The 22,525-nt window shown below is 35.2% G+C and carries 20 protein-coding genes and 1 other RNA gene; 10 read left to right on the forward strand and 11 right to left on the reverse strand.

The annotated features are described in order from the left end of the window. Positions 1–17: 17 nt before the first annotated feature. Positions 18–117: signal recognition particle sRNA small type (gene ffs / locus ACJJVI_RS13130), an RNA gene on the reverse strand. Positions 118–204: 87 nt separating this feature from the next. Between ffs and ACJJVI_RS13135 the strand changes: the two genes are divergently transcribed. From ACJJVI_RS13135 to ACJJVI_RS13145, 3 genes are read left to right on the forward strand one after another with little or no spacing between them, the layout of a single operon-like run. After that, positions 205–1,254 (forward strand): glutaminyl-peptide cyclotransferase, encoded by a 1,050-nt coding sequence (locus ACJJVI_RS13135; RefSeq protein ID WP_405352296.1) that lies wholly within the window; start codon positions 205–207, stop codon positions 1,252–1,254. Continuing rightward, positions 1,254–1,664, forward strand: a complete 411-nt coding sequence (locus tag ACJJVI_RS13140) for a thioesterase family protein (protein WP_006797096.1) — start codon at positions 1,254–1,256, stop codon at positions 1,662–1,664. Before ACJJVI_RS13135 ends, ACJJVI_RS13140 begins: the two co-directional genes overlap by 1 nt. Continuing rightward, complete coding sequence (locus ACJJVI_RS13145) at positions 1,661–3,193, forward strand: hypothetical protein (RefSeq protein WP_405352297.1); 1,533 nt, start codon at positions 1,661–1,663, stop codon at positions 3,191–3,193. Before ACJJVI_RS13140 ends, ACJJVI_RS13145 begins: the two co-directional genes overlap by 4 nt. A 362-nt stretch (positions 3,194–3,555) precedes the next feature. Here the strand turns inward: ACJJVI_RS13145 and ACJJVI_RS13150 are convergent, their stop codons facing one another. The 9 genes from ACJJVI_RS13150 to htpG form a co-directional block, all read right to left on the reverse strand. Then, positions 3,556–5,028, reverse strand: coding sequence for a carboxypeptidase-like regulatory domain-containing protein (locus tag ACJJVI_RS13150; RefSeq protein WP_042296698.1), 1,473 nt, complete (start codon positions 5,026–5,028; stop codon positions 3,556–3,558). Positions 5,029–5,044: 16 nt separating this feature from the next. Then, a complete protein-coding gene (locus ACJJVI_RS13155) occupies positions 5,045–6,559 on the reverse strand; it encodes a CsgG/HfaB family protein (protein ID WP_036581094.1) in 1,515 nt (504 codons plus the stop codon). A 17-nt stretch (positions 6,560–6,576) separates the two neighbouring features. Next, positions 6,577–6,996: a curli production assembly/transport component CsgF gene (locus tag ACJJVI_RS13160; protein ID WP_036581098.1), complete on the reverse strand. Its 420-nt coding sequence runs from the start codon at positions 6,994–6,996 to the stop codon at positions 6,577–6,579. A gap of 11 nt (positions 6,997–7,007) precedes the next feature. Beyond that, positions 7,008–7,736, reverse strand: coding sequence for a CsgE family curli-type amyloid fiber assembly protein (locus ACJJVI_RS13165; protein WP_081866538.1), 729 nt, complete (start codon positions 7,734–7,736; stop codon positions 7,008–7,010). A 6-nt stretch (positions 7,737–7,742) separates the two neighbouring features. Beyond that, positions 7,743–8,249 (reverse strand): hypothetical protein, encoded by a 507-nt coding sequence (locus tag ACJJVI_RS13170; RefSeq protein ID WP_348021583.1) that lies wholly within the window; start codon positions 8,247–8,249, stop codon positions 7,743–7,745. A gap of 65 nt (positions 8,250–8,314) precedes the next feature. Continuing rightward, positions 8,315–9,589 (reverse strand): hypothetical protein, encoded by a 1,275-nt coding sequence (locus ACJJVI_RS13175; RefSeq protein WP_348021584.1) that lies wholly within the window; start codon positions 9,587–9,589, stop codon positions 8,315–8,317. Between the two features lie 101 nt (positions 9,590–9,690). Beyond that, the gene (locus ACJJVI_RS13180) at positions 9,691–10,971 is read right to left on the reverse strand and encodes a hypothetical protein (RefSeq protein ID WP_106200850.1); all 1,281 of its coding nucleotides are present in this window, start codon (positions 10,969–10,971) and stop codon (positions 9,691–9,693) included. Positions 10,972–11,103: 132 nt separating this feature from the next. Further along, positions 11,104–12,384 carry a hypothetical protein gene (locus tag ACJJVI_RS13185; protein ID WP_348021585.1) on the reverse strand — a complete coding sequence of 427 codons (1,281 nt, stop codon included), beginning with the start codon at positions 12,382–12,384 and terminating at the stop codon, positions 11,104–11,106. 557 nt (positions 12,385–12,941) lie between these two features. After that, positions 12,942–14,834 carry a molecular chaperone HtpG gene (htpG, locus tag ACJJVI_RS13190; protein WP_405352298.1) on the reverse strand — a complete coding sequence of 631 codons (1,893 nt, stop codon included), beginning with the start codon at positions 14,832–14,834 and terminating at the stop codon, positions 12,942–12,944. Between the two features lie 318 nt (positions 14,835–15,152). Here htpG and ACJJVI_RS13195 point away from each other — a divergent pair, with 318 nt between their 5' ends. The 6 genes from ACJJVI_RS13195 (at position 15,153) to ACJJVI_RS13220 (ending at position 20,935) form a co-directional block, all read left to right on the forward strand. Then, the gene (locus tag ACJJVI_RS13195; protein WP_405352299.1) at positions 15,153–16,868 is read left to right on the forward strand and encodes an OmpA family protein; all 1,716 of its coding nucleotides are present in this window, start codon (positions 15,153–15,155) and stop codon (positions 16,866–16,868) included. Between the two features lie 57 nt (positions 16,869–16,925). Further along, a complete protein-coding gene (locus ACJJVI_RS13200) occupies positions 16,926–18,104 on the forward strand; it encodes an SdrD B-like domain-containing protein (RefSeq protein WP_405352300.1) in 1,179 nt (392 codons plus the stop codon). 131 nt (positions 18,105–18,235) lie between these two features. After that, positions 18,236–18,763, forward strand: coding sequence for a hypothetical protein (locus tag ACJJVI_RS13205; protein WP_317291120.1), 528 nt, complete (start codon positions 18,236–18,238; stop codon positions 18,761–18,763). Between the two features lie 3 nt (positions 18,764–18,766). Beyond that, positions 18,767–19,399: a hypothetical protein gene (locus tag ACJJVI_RS13210; protein ID WP_405352301.1), complete on the forward strand. Its 633-nt coding sequence runs from the start codon at positions 18,767–18,769 to the stop codon at positions 19,397–19,399. Further along, a complete protein-coding gene (locus ACJJVI_RS13215; RefSeq protein ID WP_405352303.1) occupies positions 19,392–20,192 on the forward strand; it encodes a sensor histidine kinase in 801 nt (266 codons plus the stop codon). Before ACJJVI_RS13210 ends, ACJJVI_RS13215 begins: the two co-directional genes overlap by 8 nt. Beyond that, positions 20,189–20,935: a LytR/AlgR family response regulator transcription factor gene (locus ACJJVI_RS13220; protein ID WP_405352305.1), complete on the forward strand. Its 747-nt coding sequence runs from the start codon at positions 20,189–20,191 to the stop codon at positions 20,933–20,935. The genes ACJJVI_RS13215 and ACJJVI_RS13220 overlap by 4 nt, the downstream gene beginning before the upstream one ends. A gap of 3 nt (positions 20,936–20,938) precedes the next feature. Here ACJJVI_RS13220 and ACJJVI_RS13225 read toward each other — a convergent pair whose 3' ends face one another. Beyond that, positions 20,939–21,544, reverse strand: coding sequence for a DNA-3-methyladenine glycosylase (locus ACJJVI_RS13225; protein ID WP_405352307.1), 606 nt, complete (start codon positions 21,542–21,544; stop codon positions 20,939–20,941). 51 nt (positions 21,545–21,595) lie between these two features. Between ACJJVI_RS13225 and ACJJVI_RS13230 the strand changes: the two genes are divergently transcribed. Beyond that, positions 21,596–22,444 (forward strand): OmpA family protein, encoded by an 849-nt coding sequence (locus ACJJVI_RS13230; RefSeq protein ID WP_405352308.1) that lies wholly within the window; start codon positions 21,596–21,598, stop codon positions 22,442–22,444. Positions 22,445–22,525: the final 81 nt, after the last annotated feature.

A 22,525-nucleotide genomic window follows, 5' to 3' on the forward strand; every position in this document is an offset into this window, starting at 1 on the left:
TGAGTATTGGACACAAAAAAAGGCAAGCTACCTACATCACACTGCTACGACCGCTTACCTTTGCTGCGTTCCCGCCCTGGAGGAGTTCAACAGGAGCTAGTTGTGTAGGACTTGCCAGGTGCAAATATAATACCTAGTTTATACTCTGCAAAGATTTTAAGCAAGCAATTTTATCGTTATATTTCGACCTCTTAAAAACCATATATGAACTGGAAAAATGCCGCTATAATCTTACTAGCAACCATCTCGTTAACAGCCTGTAAGAATGATATCGATACCTTTAAAGACAATTATAGTTTAGAGATAACTAACCCTAAAAATTCGTATACCAACTCAGATTCGATCAATTTATCAGTTATAGATGCGTCAGAAATAGGAAATGACAGCATCATTTGGCATATAAATGCTGGTAAAGTTATGGGAGAGAATAGTAATACGCTTTCGCGAAAGCTGGATACTCAACCCTATGGAAAACTAACTTTTGAAGCGTCGATATATAATGACGGTAAAGTGGTGACTAAGTCTGCACATATTACAAGATTAGCTCCTAATAATGTAAAAGTTTATCAAATAGAAGAAATTGCTACTTATTCTCATAAAACAGAATCTTACACTCAAGGGCTTGAGTTTTATGGCGACTCACTTTATGAGAGTACCGGACAGTTTAAAGAAAGTGACCTAAGAATTACAGATGTAAATACTGGAGAGGTTTTAAAGAAATTTGAATTACCAGACCACATATTTGCAGAAGGAATGACTATTCTAGACAATAAGGTTTATCAATTATCGTGGCAAGCTGGTTATGGCTATGTTTATGACTTATCTCTCAATCGCATAGACGAGTTTAAATATGGGCGTAGCAAAGAAGGTTGGGGACTTTGCAATGACGGACAATTCCTTTACAAAAGCGATGGAACTGATAAAATTTGGAAGATTGATCCAATAACTTTTGAAGAAATAAGTTATGTACAAGTCGTTTCTACTAAAAATAGTATCACAAAGATTAATGAGCTAGAATGGATTGATGGTAAAATCTATGCCAATGTCTATCAAACTAATGGTATTACCATTATTAACCCACAAACTGGTGTCGTAGAAGGTATCGTCGATTTAAAATCATTAACCGCTCAAATTCCAAATGCAAATAAAGATGATAACGTACTTAATGGTATAGCTTTTAACCCTAAGAGCGGTACTATTTTTGTAACTGGTAAGAGGTGGGATAAAATGTTTGAAATTAAAATTAAGAAATAGTGATTAGTGCAGATTTACCAACATATACAGTAACTAGAAAAGTTACAGATGCAGAAATTGATGATCTTAACCATGTTAACAACGTGGTTTATAATCAGTGGGCAAATGAAATTGCAATAGAACACTGGTTAAACGTAGGTACAGAGGCTTTAAAAAAGCAATTTGACTGGGTAATGATTAAGCATAATCTAGAGTACAAAGCTGCGGCATTTTTAGGCGATACGATTTTGATTAAAACTCAAGTAGGTCAGGCAACAAATGTTAAATACGAGCGTTTTATAGAAATATATAACGCCACAACAGAACAGCTATTAGTCAAGACTAAATCTGTCTGGTGTGCAATAAATAAAAAAGGTAAACCTGTAAAAATATCTCAAGAGTTAAGAGATCTATTTGAAACACTTACATGAAGAAATACTTTATAATCATTCCGTCTCTTTTATTATGTATCATCTTTGCTTCTTGTAGAGATGATTTTGCTTTTTCAAACAGTACGGGAGATTTAGGTTTTTCTCAAGACACCGTTTTTTTAGATACCGTATTTACTAATATAGGATCTAGCACACGTACGTTTAAGGTTTACAATAATAGTAGTGATGATATCGTCATCCCTCGTGTTGCGCTGGCTCAAGGCGAGAATTCGAACTATAGACTAGCCGTTGATGGTGTGCCCGGCCGCATATTTGAAAATGTAGAATTACTGGCCAAAGATTCTCTTTTTGTATTTGTAGAAACCACTATTGATATTAACGACTTCTCATCAGGAGACGAGTTTTTATATACCGACACCATAGAGTTTGATAGTGGACCTAACCAGCAAAAGGTAGAACTGGTTACTCTAGTCCAAGATGCTATATTTCTATTCCCAGAAAGAGATGCACAAGGTGTTGAAGAAACACTGCCCATAGGAGATCCAGCAGATGGTATAAATATAAGTGGATTTGTACTTGATGATTCAGAACTTACATTAACAGCTGCCAAGCCTTATGTGATTTATGGATTTGCAGCGGTACCAGCAAATAAAACTTTAACCATAGAAGCAGGAGCAAGATTACATTTTCATAGCGGAAGTGGTATTATTGTCGCAAATGAAGGTAGCCTGCAAGTTAACGGCTTACCTTCAATAACTGATGATCTAGAAAACGAAGTGATTTTTGAAGGCGACAGATTAGAACCGACTTATGCAGACATACCAGGTCAATGGGGTGCTATATGGCTTACCGCTGGTAGTAAAAACAATATTATCAATAACGCAACTATTAAAAACGCTAGTGTAGGTATAATTATGGATAGTTTAAATACAGCATCTACTGGCGCTACTCTTCAAATCAATAATACCCAAATTTATAACAGTTCAAACTCTGGTTTAATAGGAACTACCGCTCATATAGAGGCAGAAAACTTAGTCATTAATAATTCAGGGCAATCATCACTAGTTCTACGTTTAGGTGGTGAATACAATTTCAACAATTGCACTATAGCAAACTACTGGAATAACAGTTTTAGACAAGACCCTACCCTATTTATTTCTAACATCATCCCAAACACAGAATTAACTGAAGACCTAATCAATGCAAGTTTCACGAATTGTATTATTTACGGCGATAGAGATATAGAATATATCTTAGCAGATGATGGCGTGTCTCAATTCAATTTTAACTTTCAAAATTCCTTAATTAAATTTAATGATCGCTTTGATGATTTTGTAGGATTTGCTAATTATGATTTTAATAATGCTAGTTTATACAACCAAAGTGTCTTTAATGTCGACCCTATTTTTAAGGATGAGGATAATAATCAATTACAAATCGATACAACAGGTGGAGCAAATGGAATTGCAAACCCAGCAAATGCGACCGTTAATGATATCTTAGATAACCCTAGAAGCATTACTCCAGATGCTGGTGCTTATGAATCTACTGACTTAAGCGCAGGATAAACCACCGATTAAAACATCGATTAAAAGGGCGTTTACTACCAAAAATCTGTTAAATACAACCTTTAAACGTCAAAATATCTTAAAAATATTGCGAGACAACAGATAAAAGTATATGTTTGTTCTATCTTAAACAAGAATATATTTCTTTTCAAGATATTTAGAAATGATAAATGCCCAGTAAAGAATCCCTACATTCTTACTGGGCATTACCTTTTAATATTAATACCAAAACGGAATAGGCACAGAACTATTGATAATTGCGTAAGTATCATAGTTAGTTACCCTAGACATATTTGAATCTTGCTCAGGGACTCAAGTCCACTATGTAGATAACGCATTTACTACATAAGGATAAAAAGCGCCTATTCCCAATCTGGCATTATAGCATTTGTAAATAAATCTTCTCTAGTATCTGCTATAGTTAATTCTAGAGTTTGTATTATCGGAGCAGAGTTTCCATCATTATCTTGATTTTTACATATTACTAAACCTTCTGTAGGAGAAAATCGAGCATCTAGATCATTGGTTCCAGCAGGCTTATTAAATGACACTTCTAACTCTTGCAAAGTGTTCAAATTATAAACAAAAAGTCTAGAGTCTAGCAGTCTGTATGCTATGTTTTCAAATCCAGAAATATCTCTAGAATATAATATGGTAGAGTTATCTGCACTTAAATCTATACTACCAGCAGCACCAGGCATACCACTTAAAACGGTTTGCACCACAGTAGCCTGCATATCTAGTATCAAAATTTCAACATTGTAACCTGCAAAATCATTAGTTTTCACGGCTATTCTAGGCTCATTAACATCTACATCGGTAATGATATTACCATTAGATGTTTGATAAAGTTGTGTTAGACCAGCACCACTAGGCTGTATGGTGTATAATTTATCTAGTGAAGGGTAATAAATTATAGAACCATTAGAAGCCCATGAGATATCGAGCTCATCTAGATTAAAACCAGCAACAGCGACTGTAGAAGTCACTTGCTGTACTTGTGACCCATCTAATTCCATGGTAAACACATGTACCTGTGCTCCGACACTTCTTAGAAATGCTATTTTATTAGCCTGTCTATTTACTCTAGGTCGCCAGCTATTAGTAGTCGTTGTGGTAAGGGCTACTTCTGTTCCATTCTCATCACTACTGTAAATAACGTTATTACCGTTAACCTTACGTACATATAGAAATCTATTGGTCGGAAAATCAGAAGTACTAAAAGAAAATAAAGCACTATTAATAGTCTGGTTGATTCCATCATCTGCTCTTACTTGCCATAAATATGTAGTACCAAAATCCAGAGTCACGTCCAGCATAGGTTCTGTGATATCTTCAAAAACTTCTACCGTATTATCTGAAGTGTTTCTCAATTCAACTGTAAAGGTTAAATCATCATCTTCAGGATCAGTTGCTAGCCATTCTAGCGTTACATTAGACGATACGTCGACCTCATTATCTGCCGGTGATACTAGTACAGGTGTATCTGGCGCTCTATTATTTGCCGTTTCAACTTGTAACTCAAATACGATTTCAACTGTTTCATCCACCTCAACTGTAGCACTCTCAAAGTCTGTTAAGAAACCATCTTTCTCAGCTTGTACAGAATACTGACCATTATCTAATTCAAATTCAAACAATCCATCAGCATCAGTAAAAACTGTATTCGTATTAGGATTAGTTGATATTTTCACATTTTCTTGTGGTAAAAATGTCTCGGCAGCTACGACCCGACCTTTCAAGGTTCCTTTACCATTAATTTGTAATTTATCTTCGCTACATCCTATTACTAAAAGTAGGATGGTAATTCCAGCTATATATTGCAGTAATTTCATTTTTTCTATCTTTTAATTATGGATTAGGGAAGTTTGAATTATTACGCTTTCGCGAAAGCGTGTCACCAGCAACTTCTTGCTCTGCTTGAACTCTTAATTTCATTTTTTCAATACGTCTTTGTGTACGACGGTATTTTCTCATTTTACGTTTCTCATCATTATCCTTTGCCTCATTACCACCTAGATAGATATTGACACCTAGACCAAATTTGAGATAATGATCATCACGCTGACCAGCGACTATATAATCTAGATCATCAGATAAAACTGCATTATAATCAGCATATAATTTAACACCTATAGATGGTGATAAGGTATACTCAAGACCTAATCCTGCTTGGACCTTTAAGTCATTCTGTTCAAACCAGTTTGCATGATTTAAACCACCACCACCATATACATAAGGAGTAAATTTATCATAAGGTAGCATTGTTAAATGCACATTAAGTTCTGATGCAGCAAATTCTCGATTAAATAAATCTGTATTCTTCAGTCTAAATTTATGTACCGATCCATGAATTCCTACATAAGGTGAAAAATTATATTGTGCTCCTAAAGTTAGTGCATACTCATAGTAAGCGTTAGGGTAATCACCATTAATTAAAGTACCACCGGCACCAACATCAACTCGCCATTTACTGCGCCTGTTAACCATATTACGTTGATAGACGTCTGTGTTTTCTGCTACCGATTTTTCTTCCTTATAAGCGGCGACCATCTGATCAGCCACAGGTTTTCCTCCTTTAGGATACCATAATTGCGCATCGATCCCTTCAATAATTAATGCTTCAACAGCTTTTTCAATTGCTTCTTTAACTGCTAATTGTCCTGGTTCATTTCTTGTAAAACCAGTTTCTGCTTCTAATAGTCTTTTGAAACTTACGTATCTAAACAAACTCGCATCTACCGCTTGAGAGTAGATTGTTTTTGACACATAAACGGTCTTCATTATTTTACCCGTTTTTGTAGAAACGGCTCTTAAATAAACGGTCACTCGATCCTGTCTATATTTTGTAGAACCACCAGCGCCAAAATATCTCGCTCCTGCTCCACCGGTTAATACGTTAGTATCATAAGAAACAATTCCTCCTTCTATAAGCACGCCTGCATATAATAATGGATCTAGTTCCTTAACCTGCGTATTACTGCGTGCTGCATAATCTTTTCTAGTATTGAGGATAATATTACGTTCTTGAAGTAAATTTCCTAAATTTTCTCTTTCAATAGGTGTGAACCATTTTGAATCCTCTAATGCTTTTACTAATATGGTTGTTCCACCTTGGGTAACAGCATTACTGAAGGTACTTCCATTTTCTGACTGTTTGAATTGACCAGTTTGGTCTTCAAATTCATAGACACCGACAACGGCAGGTGCACTAGGTTCTGGTAGAGCAATTAATCTTTTAGAGACTTCAGTCGCTTCTCCTATGCGGGCTGGTTGAGTTCCCATGGGTTGATTCATGTATGCTCCACAAGCAGATAATAGCATGGTAAGCATCATGAGAATCATGATGTTTTTATAAGATTTCATAGTAGAGTTCTTTGGTCCTAATTATTAGGAATAATAATTTGGGTTTGATCTCCAGTATTAGTGTCCAATAAGTTAACTACTAATCCTTCTAAAGATTCCAAGACTTCAACTTCATAAGATCCTATCGTAAAAACTCCTGGTCTTAATTCTTCTTCTCCTAATTGAAGATTTAAAATCTGACGTGAAAAACCACTAAGTAGTTGTCTATTTAAACCATCAGTAAAGGCGTCCAATTCAGATGTATCATCTATAGCAGATTCTGCTGGATCTGTGAACCTATTTTGTGCTTCAGCACTTTGTATTAACCATTGATAGTTAAATGTATCACCACCAAATGCCGGATTAATAGGTTTGTAAGTAAATTGTTGTGCGTTACACGCTGTATAAGCGAGAACTAAAAATAACAACGAGAGCAATGTTGTAGATTTTGTGAGCATAATATATTTATTTAATTAGTTTCTTCTTTTTGAAGTTGTAAAAATTTTTGAAAAACAGAGCGTATGGCGTTATCCGCCATCTGTTTCATGTACTTCTTTTTAGGGGTTACAAAAAATTCATAAACCACTTCTCTACCTACGGTAACTTTAATTAATGAATTTCTTCCCTGACCAAATTCTTCCTCTACAGTAACAATGCGGTTACCATTAATTTTATATTTATGATATTCTCCATAGAAATAATCGTAAAAATCTCTAGCTGGTTTTGTTCTTGTTTTCTCTATAACAATACCTCTAATCTCAACTCCATCATTAGAAATTATTTCTTCTTTTTCTAGTTGCAGAGAGTTCTCTTTTAATACTTGGACTGCTTTACCTACCAGTTTGTTATCTAAATCATAGATGAGTAACATGATAGTTATTTTTGAGGGGCTGTTAATATTTACAGTAGTTGTGGATAGAATCGCTTTAGTCTTTGCATTTAAAACCCCACGTCCTTCTTGTTTATTCTTTGAGGTATTATTAAGACTATCTTTTTTGAAAACGGTAAGTTCATACCTAATACTTGCTGATACATCTGTAAGGTTTAAAGCAACACCTTGAATAGAAACATAATCTCCTTTTTGTTCTAAAAATAATTCTCCACTTATCTCCTGATTATAATAGGATTTTTGCTCTTGCGATTGAGCGTGCAAGGAGCAAAAAATAAGTAGGACCAATAAATTCAGAGCAATCTTCATAGTAACTTAAAAATTGATTACAAAAACAGATCTTCCGTTTCCAGTTTGATTAATTCTCATATTTTCAGATATGGCATTGGAACCTGCAGTAATCGATGTATTAAAATTTCCATTCTGAATAATGTCTAATGAATGGTTTGCAGCACTAATAGTACTATAGTCGTATACTACATTAGAATTTCCAATTTGTACGATGTTTTGCCTAATGCGATCTGCAGAGTGATTTAAAACAGTGCTATTAAGAGTACCATTTTGATATATGTTAATCTGACTGTCATCTGATGAAACGCTTACATTAGCGTTATTACTTGTACCTACCTGTTCAATAAACACACTATTTTGATTAACAAATTGAGTCGTCGTCGTTGCTGATGAATTTTGATCAGAAGCTAGATTGAGCTGCGCATTTGTTGTTTGTAAATTTGCTGTATTGATTACCTGACTATCATCTACATAAGTCTGACCAAAAGCTGTAAATGTGGTAAAAACGAGTAAGAAAAGTATTTTTTTCATAATGATAGTTTTTAATGAAACCGAGAAGCCCAATAGGACTTCTCAGTTCAAGTAATTAAGCAATATTAAAATGTGTGAGCCTTAGTAGCAGCAGCACGTTGAGTTTGACGATTTAAAGAAACATTTGCATTTCTTTGAGTAACTGTTGCTGTATTACTACCACCTGTACCTGGTGCAGTTCCTAGGCTATTTTGATTTATTACAGATACATGATTCATTCCTAGTTGATCAACATCTGCGATATTTCCATTTGCCATCTGATTCACGTAAGAATCGTTATTCATTCCATTCTGGATAGTTAAGGCTTGATTTCCTACCATTTGCCCACCACTTTGTATAACAATAGTTTCGTTTAAAACCCCATATTGCTCTTGTGATGCAGAATGATTCTGACCATTTTGATTTATATATGCTTCATTTAAGCCACCTACTTGATATTGTTCGGCATAATTATCTCCGCCTGTAGAAGATATGTTTTGATGTACTTCTGCCGTATTTACTAAGCCATTTTGCTCTTGGAAAGAAGTATTATCTGATCCATATTGTGTAGAATATGCATTATTATAACCACCAGATTGTACTTGTTGCGAGAATGCTCTCTCTGCTGTTATCGCTGCATCTCCCTGATTAGCTTCTGCATAGTTATTACCACCAAACGGCTGGTATTCACTATTTTGACTTTGAACTATTTCATTATCATCTCCATACTGAGTACCTATTGCTTTATGACCTGGTGTTTGGTTTCCATCAGAGATTTGACTTTGATAAGATCTATTCCCTACTCCATTTACAGCATCATTATTTTGAGTAATAGTAGATTCATTGTTGTCATATCTTTGTTGTACCTCAGCAAAGTTGCCTTTACCATCTTGATTAACTAAAGCAAGATTATCTTGAGCTTGTTGAGCAAGATCAGCACCTTGTTGAACAATTGCTGTGTTATCTAACCCAGTTTGAGTACCAAAAACTTCATTCTTGTCCCCTTGTTGAGTTACCGTGAAGTTATTTCCTGCACCATTTTGTTTGATTTCAGAATAGTTTTCTTCACCACTTAAGGCTGATACATTTCCCCATTGAAGGACATCAACTGAATTACGGTTACCGGCATCTGTACCAGTTTGTTCTATAAAAGAAGCATTAGCTGTTCCTTGTTGTTGAACTAATGCATCACTACCGATTCCTTTTTGATCGATGTTAGAATAGTTACCTCCTACTGTTGCACCAGCTGTCGGAGAAACTTGTTGAGCAGGCGCCACAATTGTTTGTGGTGTCTGTGATGTTTGAGCGATTGCGATACCACTAACGAGCAGTGATAATCCGCATATTATTGAGCTTTTCATATAAAATATTTAGAAATATTAATAAAAGGATGGTAATGGTATGATACAATTACCATCCTTAAGTACTTATTTAAATTAAACCGTCCCTACTGGTTTAATAATTAAAATGTGTGTCTTTTAGACGCAGCGATTCTTCTAGTTTGTGGAGTTAAAGCTACATTAGCATTTCTCTGAATAACAGTTGCAGTGTTATAACCACCTGCTGCAGCGGCTGCTCCAGTCGTTGGGTTATTTTGGTTAATTAAACTAGTTTGACCATCACCTGTTTGATCTACCATAGACATGTTTCCATGAGATTGTTGGTTGATTACAGAGTTGTTTAAAGAACCATCTTGGATAGATGTTGCCATGTTACCAGCATCCTGACCATAACGTTGCTTCACGCTAGAAAAGTTATCTTGACCATATTGCTCTTGGTTAACAGTGTTACCGTTACCATTTTGATCAGAACGAGCCTCGTTACGATCTCCATCTTGGAATTGCTCAACTAAGTTGTTTCCTCCAGAAGAAATTCCACCAGTGTTTTGCTCAACAACAGCTTTGTTGTCTGTTCCTAATTGCTCTTGGTAAGACTCATCACTAGAAAGATATTGTGTAGCATATGCTTCGTTAGTTGCACCAGACTGAACTTGTTGTGCAAATGCACCAGTAGCTTCAGTAGTTGCATCACCTTGCTGAATTTCAGCATGGTTTCCACCACCTAATGCAGGAGAACCACTATCTTGAATTTGTACAGCCTCATTGTTATCACCCCATTGCTCACCTATCGCAACTTGTCCTGCAGATTGATTTGGGTTTGATCTTTGATCTTGATAAGAACGGTTACCTACACCAGCTACAGCATCATTTCTCTGAAGAATGCTAGCTTCGTTATCATCATAACGTTGTTGAACTTCAGCATAGTTATCTTTACCATCTTGGTCTACTTTAGCTAAATTGTTTTGAGCTTGTTGTGGAGAAGTTGCTCCTTGTTGTACAAGTGCAGCATTGTCTAATCCATTTTGTAAACCTAAGATTTCATTTTCATCACCTTGTTGTGTTGCCATGAAATCATTACCTGCACCATCTTGCTTGATGTCAGAATAGTTAAGGTGTCCACTTATACTAGGTTGTACATTACCCCATTGTAGCACATCTACTGAATTGCGATTTGCAACATCAGTTCCTGTTTGCTCGATAAATGAAGCGTTTGCAGTTCCTTGTTGTTGAACTTTTGCATCACTACCAATACCTTTTTGGTCGATGTCAGAATAGTTTCCACCTACTGTAGCTGCTGCTGTCGGAGACGTTTGCTGCACGATTGGTGTGATTGTTTGAGGAGTTTGCGCAAATGCAAATCCACCGATTGCTAGTGCCGCAGCACTTAAAATTACTCTTTTCATAATTATTGATATTTAGATTTAAATTGGTTTGAGATATTAGAACTCATATTTTAAAAGTCGGCTAAGGCTCTCAAATACCTTAGCCTACTTTAAAATCACATTAAACCGTCCCTACTGGTTTATTAAATAATATTAAAATGTGTGTCTTTTTGTTGCTGCCGCTCTTCTAGCTTGAGGAGTTAAAGCAACATTTGCATTTCTTTGAATAACTGTTGCAGTGTTTTGACCAGAAGTTAATGCTGGTTGTCCTGCTAATGGCGCATTTTGGTTGATTAAACTTGTTTGTCCATTACCCGTTTGATCTACCATAGACATGTTACCATTTGCACGTTGGTTAATCACAGAATTGTTATCAGCACCATCTTGAATAGAAGTAGCCATGTTACCAACTGCTTGTCCATTCCCTTGACTTACACGAGAATAGTTATCCATTCCATACTGCTCTTGGTTAACCATGTTGTTGTTACCGTTTTGAGTAGAACGTGCTTCGTTACGATCACCATCTTGGAATTGCTCAACCAGGTTATCACCACCATTTAAAGATCCAGCAGTATTTTGATTTACTACAGCTTTGTTGTCTGTACCTAATTGCTCTTGATAAGACTCATCACCAGATAAGAATTGTGTAGCATAAGCTTCGTTAGTTGCACCAGACTGAACTTGTTGTGCAAATGCATCAGTTGCGTCTTTCGTTGCATCACCTTGCTGGATTTCAGCATGATTTCCACCACCTAATGCAGGAGAACCACTATCTTGAATTTGTACAGCCTCGTTATTATCACCCCATTGCTCGCCTATTGCAACTTGACCTGCAGATTGGTTAGGATTTGAAACTTGGTCTTGATAAGAACGGTTACCTACACCAGCTGCAGCATCATTTCTTTGAAGAATGCTTGCTTCATTATCATCATAACGTTGTTGAACTTCAGCATAGTTATCTTTACCATCTTGATCAACTTTAGCTAAATTGTTTTCGGCTTGCTGTGGAGTATTTGCTCCTTGTTGTACAAGTGCAGCGTTATCTAGTCCAATTTGTAAACCTGAAATTTCATTTTCATCACCTTGTTGTGTTGCCATAAAATCATTACCTGCACCATCTTGCTTGATATCAGAATAGTTAAGGTGTCCACTTATACTAGGTTGTACATTACCCCATTGTAGTACATCTACTGAGTTGCGATTTGCAACATCAGTACCTGTTTGCTCGATAAATGAAGCGTTTGCTGTTCCTTGTTGTTGAACTTTTGCATCACTACCAATACCTTTTTGGTCGATGTCAGAATAGTTACCACCTACTGTGGCTGCTGCTGTCGGAGATGACTGCTGTACTATTGGTGCGATTGTCTGCGGAGTCTGTGCAAAGACAAATCCTCCTATTGCAAGTGCCGCGGCACTCATGATTACTCTTTTCATAATTAAATATTTAGAATTAATATAAACACATTTGCGAGCGATGAAAATAGCCTTACATGCTATAATTCATTTGCGAACCAAGGTTCATTAATCTAAGGGGTTAATTATGACAGGAGATAGGGATATCTGCCAATTGTTTTTAAAAAACTTGAGCTGTTTCTTAATTACGCATCAAAGATAACAGCGAATTTTAAAGATATGCAAATGCACCTAAAGAAATGTTCTTTCACTTCTTAATCAAAACTAAATTTTTACAGCAAAAACAACACCTGACAGATTATGTTAATTTTATGTTAATTTATATTTTGTAGGGTAATCCCTAAATTAAGTAGGTTTCGAAAAGGATTTCGTTTAACAATTGACCTAATAAAATTAAACAAATAATAAAGAATTCACATCTTTATCCTACATTAATTAATGATTTCTAATTATTAACACAAAAAATGTCTATCGCTTTAAGCTGGTAAACTATTAGTTTTTGACCTCAAAAATATCAACAAAAAAACACTCACCTTTTGAGTGAGTGTTTTTGTTAGTTAGCTTAAACTTAAGCTATTTTATTTTATTAAATCATAACTTCTCTTAACAAAATCTGTAAGAGCTTCTCCTTTTAGAAGACCTTGAGAAAGCTTAGCTAGATCGACTGATTGATTAATTAAACTCGCTTTCTTTTCATCAGATTTTGAGTTAAAAATCTCTTGAATAAGATCGTGATTTGCATTAACAACTAAATTGTACATATCTGGCATATTACCGAAGCCCATCATACCACCGCCGCCACCAGTGGCTTGCATTTCTTTCATACGTCGCATAAATTCTGGCTGTGTAATAATAAAAGGCGCTGAGTCACTACTCATTGCTTCTACTTGAACAGTGTAGCTCGCGTCGCTAATCGTGTCAGTTATGGTTTTTTGTAAGGATTCTTTTTCTTCATCTGATAATTTTGAAATTTGATCTTCATCTTTCTTAATCAAATTATCTATATGATCTGCATCTACTCTCACAAAAGAAACATTCTCTTTAGAACTTTCAAGTTTTTGCATTAAGTGAGATACTATAGGAGAATCTAGCAATAATACCTCATACCCTTTATCTGATGCTGCATTTACATAACTATGTTGAGCTTCTCTATTTGAAGTATACAATACAACTGTCTTGTCATCTTTATCCGTTTGAGTAGGCTTAATTTTCTCTATTAATTCATCCCAAGTATAATAAGATCCATTTACAGTAGGATAAAGTGCAAACTTATCTGCTTTTTCAAAAAACTTCTCCTCACTCAACATACCATACTCAATGACTATCTTTATATCGTTCCACTTTTCTTCAAAAGCAGCGCGATCTTCATTAAATAAGGATTTAAGCTTATCTGCAACTTTACGGGTAATGTAACTAGATATTTTTTTAACCGCGCCATCTGCTTGTAAATATGATCTCGAAACATTTAAAGGAATGTCTGGAGAATCTATCACACCACGTAACATGGTTAAAAATTCAGGCACGATGCCTTCCACATTGTCAGTAACGTAAACTTGATTTTGATACAACTGGATACGATCCTTTTGTACATTCAAGTCTTGAGTCATTTTTGGGAAATATAATATACCTGTAAGATTAAAAGGATAATCTACATTTAAATGAATATTAAAAAGAGGCTCCTCAAATTGCATCGGGTACAATTCTCTGTAGAAATTTTTATAATCTTGGTCCTCTAAATCAGCTGGTTGTTTAGTCCATGCTGGATTAGGGTTATTAATAATGTTATCTACCTCTTGAGTCGGCGCTGGATCTTCTTCCTTAGCATCATCAGGCTTTGGTAGAGTTTCTGTTTTCATTCCAAATTTAATTGGAACAGGCATAAATTTATTGTATTTATTTAATAACTCTGTGATACGAGATTCCTCTAGGAACTCTAATTCATCATCAGAAATATGCAATACAATCTCTGTCCCAAAATCGGTCTTATCTGCTGGTTCAATCGTATAATTAGGTGAGCCATCACATGACCAGTGTACTGCTGGTTCATCTTTAAATGATTTAGTAATGATATCCACCTTATCGGCCACCATAAAAGCACTATAGAATCCCAGACCGAAGTGTCCTATAATACCACTATCCTTTGCGGTGTCCTTATATTTTTCAAGAAACTCTTCAGCTCCAGAAAAGGCAACTTCGTTGATGTACTTCTGCACTTCATCTTCTGTCATCCCTAAACCTTGATCAATAATATGCAATGTTTTTGCCTCCTTATCAATCTTCACCTCTATTTGCTGCTCGCCCAATTCTACTTTTGCTTCTCCTATACGGGCAAGATGTTGCAGTTTGAGCGTTGCGTCGGTAGCATTTGAAATAAGCTCACGTAGAAAAATCTCGTGATCACTATATAAAAACTTCTTAATAAGCGGAAAAATGTTTTCCACCGCCACGTTAATGGTTCCTTTTTGTGACATAATATGTGTTATTCTTTAAGTTATTGTAATTACGCTTTCGCGAAAGCGGGATTATTCATCTTCCTTCTATTACTCAAAGGCAGTACCATTTCAAACAAAATGACAAGGTGGCAGCAAAACTGAAAATCTATCAGCTTTTCAAAAAAACCATTGCTGTATTGAATGCTACCGTTCATCAATTACCTCTAGTTAACTCTTGTATTAGATTTCATATTTGAACCGTGGAAAGCCACAAATAACAGTGACAGAGCTGTGGTTTAAGGATTAGCCAAAAAAATAAATCATCGCTCTTTCACTTTATAAATAAAACTCTGAATTATGAAATTTTATAAACCATTACTTATTTTATTAATCCTATTACAAGGTATCATTTCATGGTCGCAAGTGAACCATGCGACCGACAATTATCTTCAAATATCACCTCGTATAGGTTATGATTTTCCATCTTATCACAATAACACACCATACATAGATTACAATGGTGGCCTTGAAGCTGGAATAAGTGTTGATTATTATTGGAATTGGATCGGTGTAGGTATAGATGTAGATTACATCAAGAACAGTCCCGAAACTACTTATCCTACAGATGGGCTCATCGATTTTGACGGTTCTGCCTTTAATTCATTTAATGTGACAGAAGATGGAATAACCCGACTTTTCTATGGGATAGGACCTAATTTTCAATATCGCAACGCAAATAGAAACTTCAGTGCCGAGTTCAATTCTCGTGTAGGACTTGCGTCCATAAAAGGCGGACGTGTCTCTCATGAAGGTTCTACTGCTAATAGTACAGATGTTCCATTAAACTTTCATGCTGGATATGACGTAGGTAGTGCCTTGACCTTTAAGTTACAAACTAGATTAACTTACTTTTTCAACTCGTCATGGGGAATCCATGCAGGTGCTTATTACATGAGACATCTCAATGTAACAGAATCTGTAGAAAGTGGCATTTCTACTGGATATCATGAATTTAATGACGATCAAGGAGCTCTTTTTTTAACACAGCGTTCTTATAGACAGCGAGAAGAGCCATGTGATTGTGACATTTCTTCAGTAGGAGCTTTTGCTGGTGTTACTTTTAAGCTCAATAAACATGATAAAGAAGAATGTCAAGTTTGTGATAAGTACAATTTAACTGTAATTGCACGAGATAAATTCACCAAAGAACTATTAGCCGATACTGAGGTCGTTCTTAAAGATACAGAAGGAAATATAGTTCAAACTGGGACTTCAAATTCCTATGGTGCAGTTGTTTTTAACGACATTAAAAAAGATGACTATACTATAGAAGGAAAATTATATGATGTAAATCTAGAAGGAACTACAGCAGTAAAAAATGAGTTCAAGGCAAATGAAACTCTCCAAAAAGAAATTGTTTACAGCGATCTAAACTTTATTCTTAAAGGAAATGCTGTAGTATGTAATACAACAACAGCGCTGGATGGAGTCTCTGTAATTTTAAATAATCTTACCGATGCAGAGCAAAAAAACACTATCACAAATATTCAAGGAGAATTTATTTTCAATGTAAAGCAAAAAGCTACCTATTCTCTACGTGGTAAAAAAGCAAACTACTTCTCACAAACAGAAACGATTTCTACAGAAAATTATGACCGTAGTACTACTCTATTTGTAAAATTAGAAGTATGTCTAGAAGAGGCAGACTGTGGTAAAGCAATCGCTCTTAAAAACATCCTATATGATTTAGACAAGTACTATATACGAGCCGATGCTGAACCTGAATTGAACAGACTTGTACAATTTATGAAGGACAATCCAGATATTCACATAGAAATATCATCTCACACAGATTCTAGAGGTTCAAACGCTTATAATAAAACACTTTCTCAAAACCGTGCTAGTGCCGCTAGAGATTATATCGCTTCTCAAGGAATAGATGCAAATCGTGTAGTGGGAATAGGTTATGGAGAAACTAGACTTTTAAACCGCTGTGCAGACGGTATTGAATGCAGCGCTGCTGAACATCAAATCAATCGTAGAACAGAGATGAAAGTAATCTGTCCAGAATAATTCATTTATAACACAATATCTCTGTCACGGATGTGGCAGAGATTAAAAATAGAAAACATGAAAAATATTATAAGTAATTTTAAAACAATAGGATTAAGCTTCTTAGCTATTATGATTCTTTCCTGCGACGGCGATGAAGTTTGCGGCTACACTGGAGATAATGATCCAGATTGCCCTAACCTAGAAGCAAACATAGGTGATGATTGTGACAGTAATGGTGACACCATACTCGACGGAACGGTTAATGAGTTTTGTGAGTGTATAACAAACGAGCCCATTCTTCCAGAAGGCTGTGATCTAAAAGGAAGTTTAAACTTATCTAGTGGAATCGATGCAAATGGAGATCCTATAGCCGCTGCGTTTGGAGCAATAGATCCATTCTGGAAAGTAATTAATCAACCACCATTATTTCAAGGAAACGCAAGTAACCCTTGTACTAATGCAGCTGTAGGAACATTTTCAAATGATGCTTATTCCATGAATTTTGGCGCCATGGGAAGCAGCGCTTGGGTAAATCAACCTGGTACTGGAACTCTAGCTCCATTTGATTTAGGACCTAACGGATCTTTTGGTTGTAATAATGCCGTAAATAATGCTGGTATTCAAGTACCTTTTGTGTTTGAACGTTCCTTCTGCGTGCTTGAGGACACTCAAGTAGATTACAACTTTGTATTCAAGGCAGACGATCGTATGTATTTTGAATTAGTAGATAATAATACAGGTGCAGTTTTAGACACAAGTGCTACCTATATATGGACAGGAACTGCAATACCTGCATGGTCGCAAACTAATTTTAATTTACCTGCTGGTAGTTATAGTATAAGAGGAAGTTTAATCAATACCGGTGCAGTAATTTTAGGCTTCTCGTTTTTAGGAGATATGGTAACTAGTAATGGCGAGGTTGTCATTTCAAATAACAGTGAAGAATGTTGTGAGAACAATACTATAACAGTACAAAATGTTCTTGAAGAGGTAAACTGCGATAGAATGTTCAACGCTATTACAGACAGTATAGGTGACAATTGGGTCTTTGAATTATTAGATAATTCAAATACAGTGATTAGAACTGCAACTACTGACATTAATGGAAATATATTCTTTTCTGGCCTAGCCGATGGAACCTACACCGTAAGGATAACAAACCAATCAGGATGGTCACAAACGGTCACAACCGAAACTAGAACTGTTATCGGTAATACCGCCGTAATCACAGAATTCTATTCTTGTAGAATGTAATTACAAGGAGACAGCGTAGTATGGAGCAATCTTGCTGCGCTGGTTCTTTTATAATATTTCGCTTTCGCGAAAGCGATTCTAACGATAATAAAAAAACATATACCTTTAAAACTTACTTAAAACCCAACCTTATGAAAACTAAAAAAATTAACTATCTATTACTGGCTTGTATTGTTCTATTAGTAACCGCTTGTAACTGGCCAACTGACACACCAGAAACAGCTCTAGATTGTTCAGGTGATGGACATGGAATTATTCAAAGACCTCAAGGAGTTCAAATGGTCAATGATTTTAATCAAATCAATCAAACGATTATGAATGAAAATTTACCTTATATAAATACAAACGGTGATTCCATTAATGTTTCTCATACACCTGAAGTTCACTTTAACTTAGATGATATGAAATGTTTTATTGAATACGTGGAGAGTTTTGAAGGAGAATATGAAAACTTAGGAATAAGAGCATATCTAGCTGCTCAAAATGACCCTACAACTAATAACTATAAAACGACCATTATTTTTGCTCCTACAGGATATCCAGTGGTAACTACTGGCTCTGCAATCTTCCCACAAGCACCTAATATTCCTGGTGCTGACTTATTAAATCATGGTAATGCAGGAATGCCACCAGTAGGTACTGGATTATCTAATCCTTAAACAATGACATTAGTAGAAGTAACGAGTTATATTCTGTATTCTAGTATGATTACTGCATTATTATATGCAGTAATTAACTGGAATCACATTAAAAATAAACCAGAATTATGGATACTTATTTTTTTATTAGTAACTACCGTTCTTGACTTGTCTGGTGTATATTTTAGGCTTTATCATGGTTCTAAACTACAGGTTTTCAGCAATCTTATTATATTAATTTCTAATCTTATATTGTCCTATTGGTTTTATAAACATATTAAAAATAAAGTCTTGCTCTTTATCAGTATTTCTACCATTTTTTTATCATTTTTCATCAGCGCCTTTCAACAAAATTTTTTAAGAGAGATATTTTATTATGCAAATTTTATAATCTCTATCATTTTATTAATTAATGTTTTTTTCTATTTATACAAGCTCTTGCTTTCAGATAATGTAGTACGCTATAACAAAACGCCGGCTTTCTGGATCTCCATAGGTATAGTTATCTATCAAATAAATCTAGTTATTGTATTCTTTCTTATACAAGAAAAACTTAAACTTACTACTAATATTTATTTCACGATTATTACTACGGTAAGCGTATTACTTTATAGTAGCATCATTTATGGAATAAAGCTATCTAAAGATTATGAATAATCTAGTATTAACTTATACTTTACTTTTCATTTTAGTACTGGTTGTTGTGCTAGGAATGGTGTTTTTATTTATAACCTTCAACAATCGTAAAAACCAGCTTCTTCAACAACAACTAGAAGATCAACTGGCCGCACAAAAGAAACAATACGAGAGTGAGCTTAATGCCTTGCGCAGTCAGCTCAATCCGCATTTTGTACATAATAGTTTAAATGCTATCCAGTATTATATCCAGCGCAATGAGGTCGAGATAAGCGAAGATTATCTTACCAAGTTTTCAAAATTAATGCGTCTCTTTTTTGATTATTCTCGTACCAAAACTATTACACTTAAAGAAGAAATAGCCTTCATTAAAAAATATCTAGATATTGAAAAACTAAGGTTTGAAGATAAAATTGAATATTATATTAATATAGATAAATCGCTAGATACTACTGACCTCAACATACCGACCATGATGATACAGCCTATACTAGAGAACGCGGTAAATCATGGAATCTTTCATAAAACCTCAACGGGTACTATAGAAGTCGATTTTAAAACAACTAAAGAGGATAATCAATATCAAATAGTTATTAAAGATGATGGTATTGGTATTAATAAGACTAAAAAACACAATAAAAACACCACTGGTACGGCAAAGGCACACTCTAGTGCTGTTATTGCAGAACGATTAGATATTTTAAACGATAGTGGCGACTGGAACATCTCCTTCTCTATCAATGACCGATCTGATATTGATGACGGTACAGGTACCATCGTTCAATTAATCATTCAAAATTTAAGTGAGTTATGAGCATAAAAACTATTTTAATAGATGATGAGCCTAAGGCTATCGCGATACTTAAAAATAAAATTGAACGCTTATGTCCAGATCTGGAAATCGTAGCAACGATAGAAAAACCAGCGCTCGCATTTGATATTATAAACGAGTTACAACCACAACTAGTATTTATAGATATCGCCATGCCTGGCATGAGCGGTTTTGATGTATTGGAACAGTTTAAAAAACCGCAATTCGAAATCATATTTGCCACAGCTTTTGATCAATATGCCTTAGACGCTATTAAACAATGCGCTATAGGCTACCTAGTTAAACCTATTGATAATGAAGACCTTGTAGAAGCAGTCACTAATGCTACAACAAATATCGAGCAAAAAAATGCACTAGTTAAAAACACGCAACTACTAGAAAACATCAATCAAGAAAACTTTCAAAAAAAGAAAATTGTCATTCCATCAACTGATGGATTAGAGTTTGTAAAAGTTAAAAGTATCACGCATTGTGAAGGCGTTGATGGATATACTAAAATTCACTTCACAAATCGTAAACCCATTCTTAGCTCCAGCAGCATTGGACATTTCAAAAAGCTATTATCTCATCCAGATTTTTACCATGTGCACAAATCTTATGTAGCAAACACTAATCATATTATTAAGTATTTAAACGATGGATATGTAACCTTAACAGGTGATGTGACCATACCTGTCGCAAGAGCAAAACGTGCAGAGTTTTTAGAAAAATTCCGCAGTTCGTAAGAGTTATCGCCTGCTTATATAATCGCTAGTATTTAGGTAGAAACGCCATGGTAAATTCTTATCTTCACCAGCATAATCGATTCCTATTCTAGTGGTTGATATAATATCGCTTTCGCGAAAGCGCAATAAATCACTCTTCTCTATCCATACTTCATCACCGGTTAAATCTGCTCCATAGAACGATTTATCGAGTGCAAAGGCTTTACTAAAATTACCAGGTCCTGAGGTTAAGATCTTATCTAGTTTCTTTTTACCTCTGCGTTTTAGCATGATGTCTATACCTTCTACAGGCTCTACTGCACGTATTAAAATAGCGTCTGCATTACCATCAGTATTTGTGATGATATTAAATAAATGATGGATGCCATAACACAAGTAAACATAAGCAACGCCACCTGGTTCATACATCACCTTAGCACGATCTGTAAAACGACCTAAATGTGCGTGACAAGCCTTATCATCATAACCACGATAAGCCTCAGTTTCAGTAATTATGCCGCTTGTTAGTTCTCCGTTAATATTACTTACAATCTTTTTACCTATCAAATCTTGAGATAATTCCACGACATCATTATGTTGATAATATGATATAGTTAACTTCTCAGACATCGTTTTGGATTGAAAACACTAATTTAATGCTTGCAACGTTTTTCTATTGTTATGAAGATGATAAAATACTTTTTCTTAATTTTTTCTGTCGTGGTTACCGCTCAACAAAAGACCGAACAGTTTTCGGTTTACTTTGATACCGATAGTGCTGTTTTAAATACTCAATCACTGGATATAATTAACACCTATGTTATCAATTCTGAAAGTTCTAGAATCACAAATATTTCTCTATCAGGTTATTGTGACGACCGTGGTAGTGTTGTTTATAACGAGCAACTAGCATGGGAACGAGTTTGGTCTATTATTGATTATTTGAAACCTAATTATGCATACGGTGCATTTAGCGAGCAAGCTATAGGAGAAGTTGCATTACAGTCCAGTTCAAACATTAAACAACAACGCACTCAAAATAGACGAGTAGATATAACAGTAACTTATGAAGAAGAACCTGAGCCTAGAGTAGAACCTATAGCCGTTGCTGCAGATAGTATTGAAAAATACCGTTCTTATGATATCTTAAAAGACAGTCTTCAAATAGGTGATAAACTAGTATTTAACAATGTCATTTTCTATCCAGGCAGGCATGTTTTAAGAGAATCTTCTTTTCCAGTAATGGACTCTATTATCAACTCTTTATTACTTCATAAAAAATATGAAATCGAGATACAAGGCCATATATGCTGTCTATCTGCTGGTGTTTATGGTCGAGACATGGACACAGGCCAATGGAATCTATCACAAGCTAGAGCAGAACAAGTAAAACGTTTTCTCGTTAAATATGGAGTCGCTGCTGATCGTCTAACGACCATAGGGAAACAGGCTAATTTTAAAACCGGAAAAGGTGATTTTTATGACCGTAGAGTTGAGATTCACATCACCAGAATACGTGAAGATGATTAAAAATAGTCAACTTGAGGATTTCATAGCCTAAACTTGAAATTTTAATACTAAATATCATATCAGTTACACATACTAAGACAG

It is taken from the genome of Nonlabens sp. Asnod3-H03 (assembly GCF_045063665.1).
GTDB classification, from domain to species: Bacteria; Bacteroidota; Bacteroidia; order Flavobacteriales; family Flavobacteriaceae; genus Nonlabens; species Nonlabens ulvanivorans.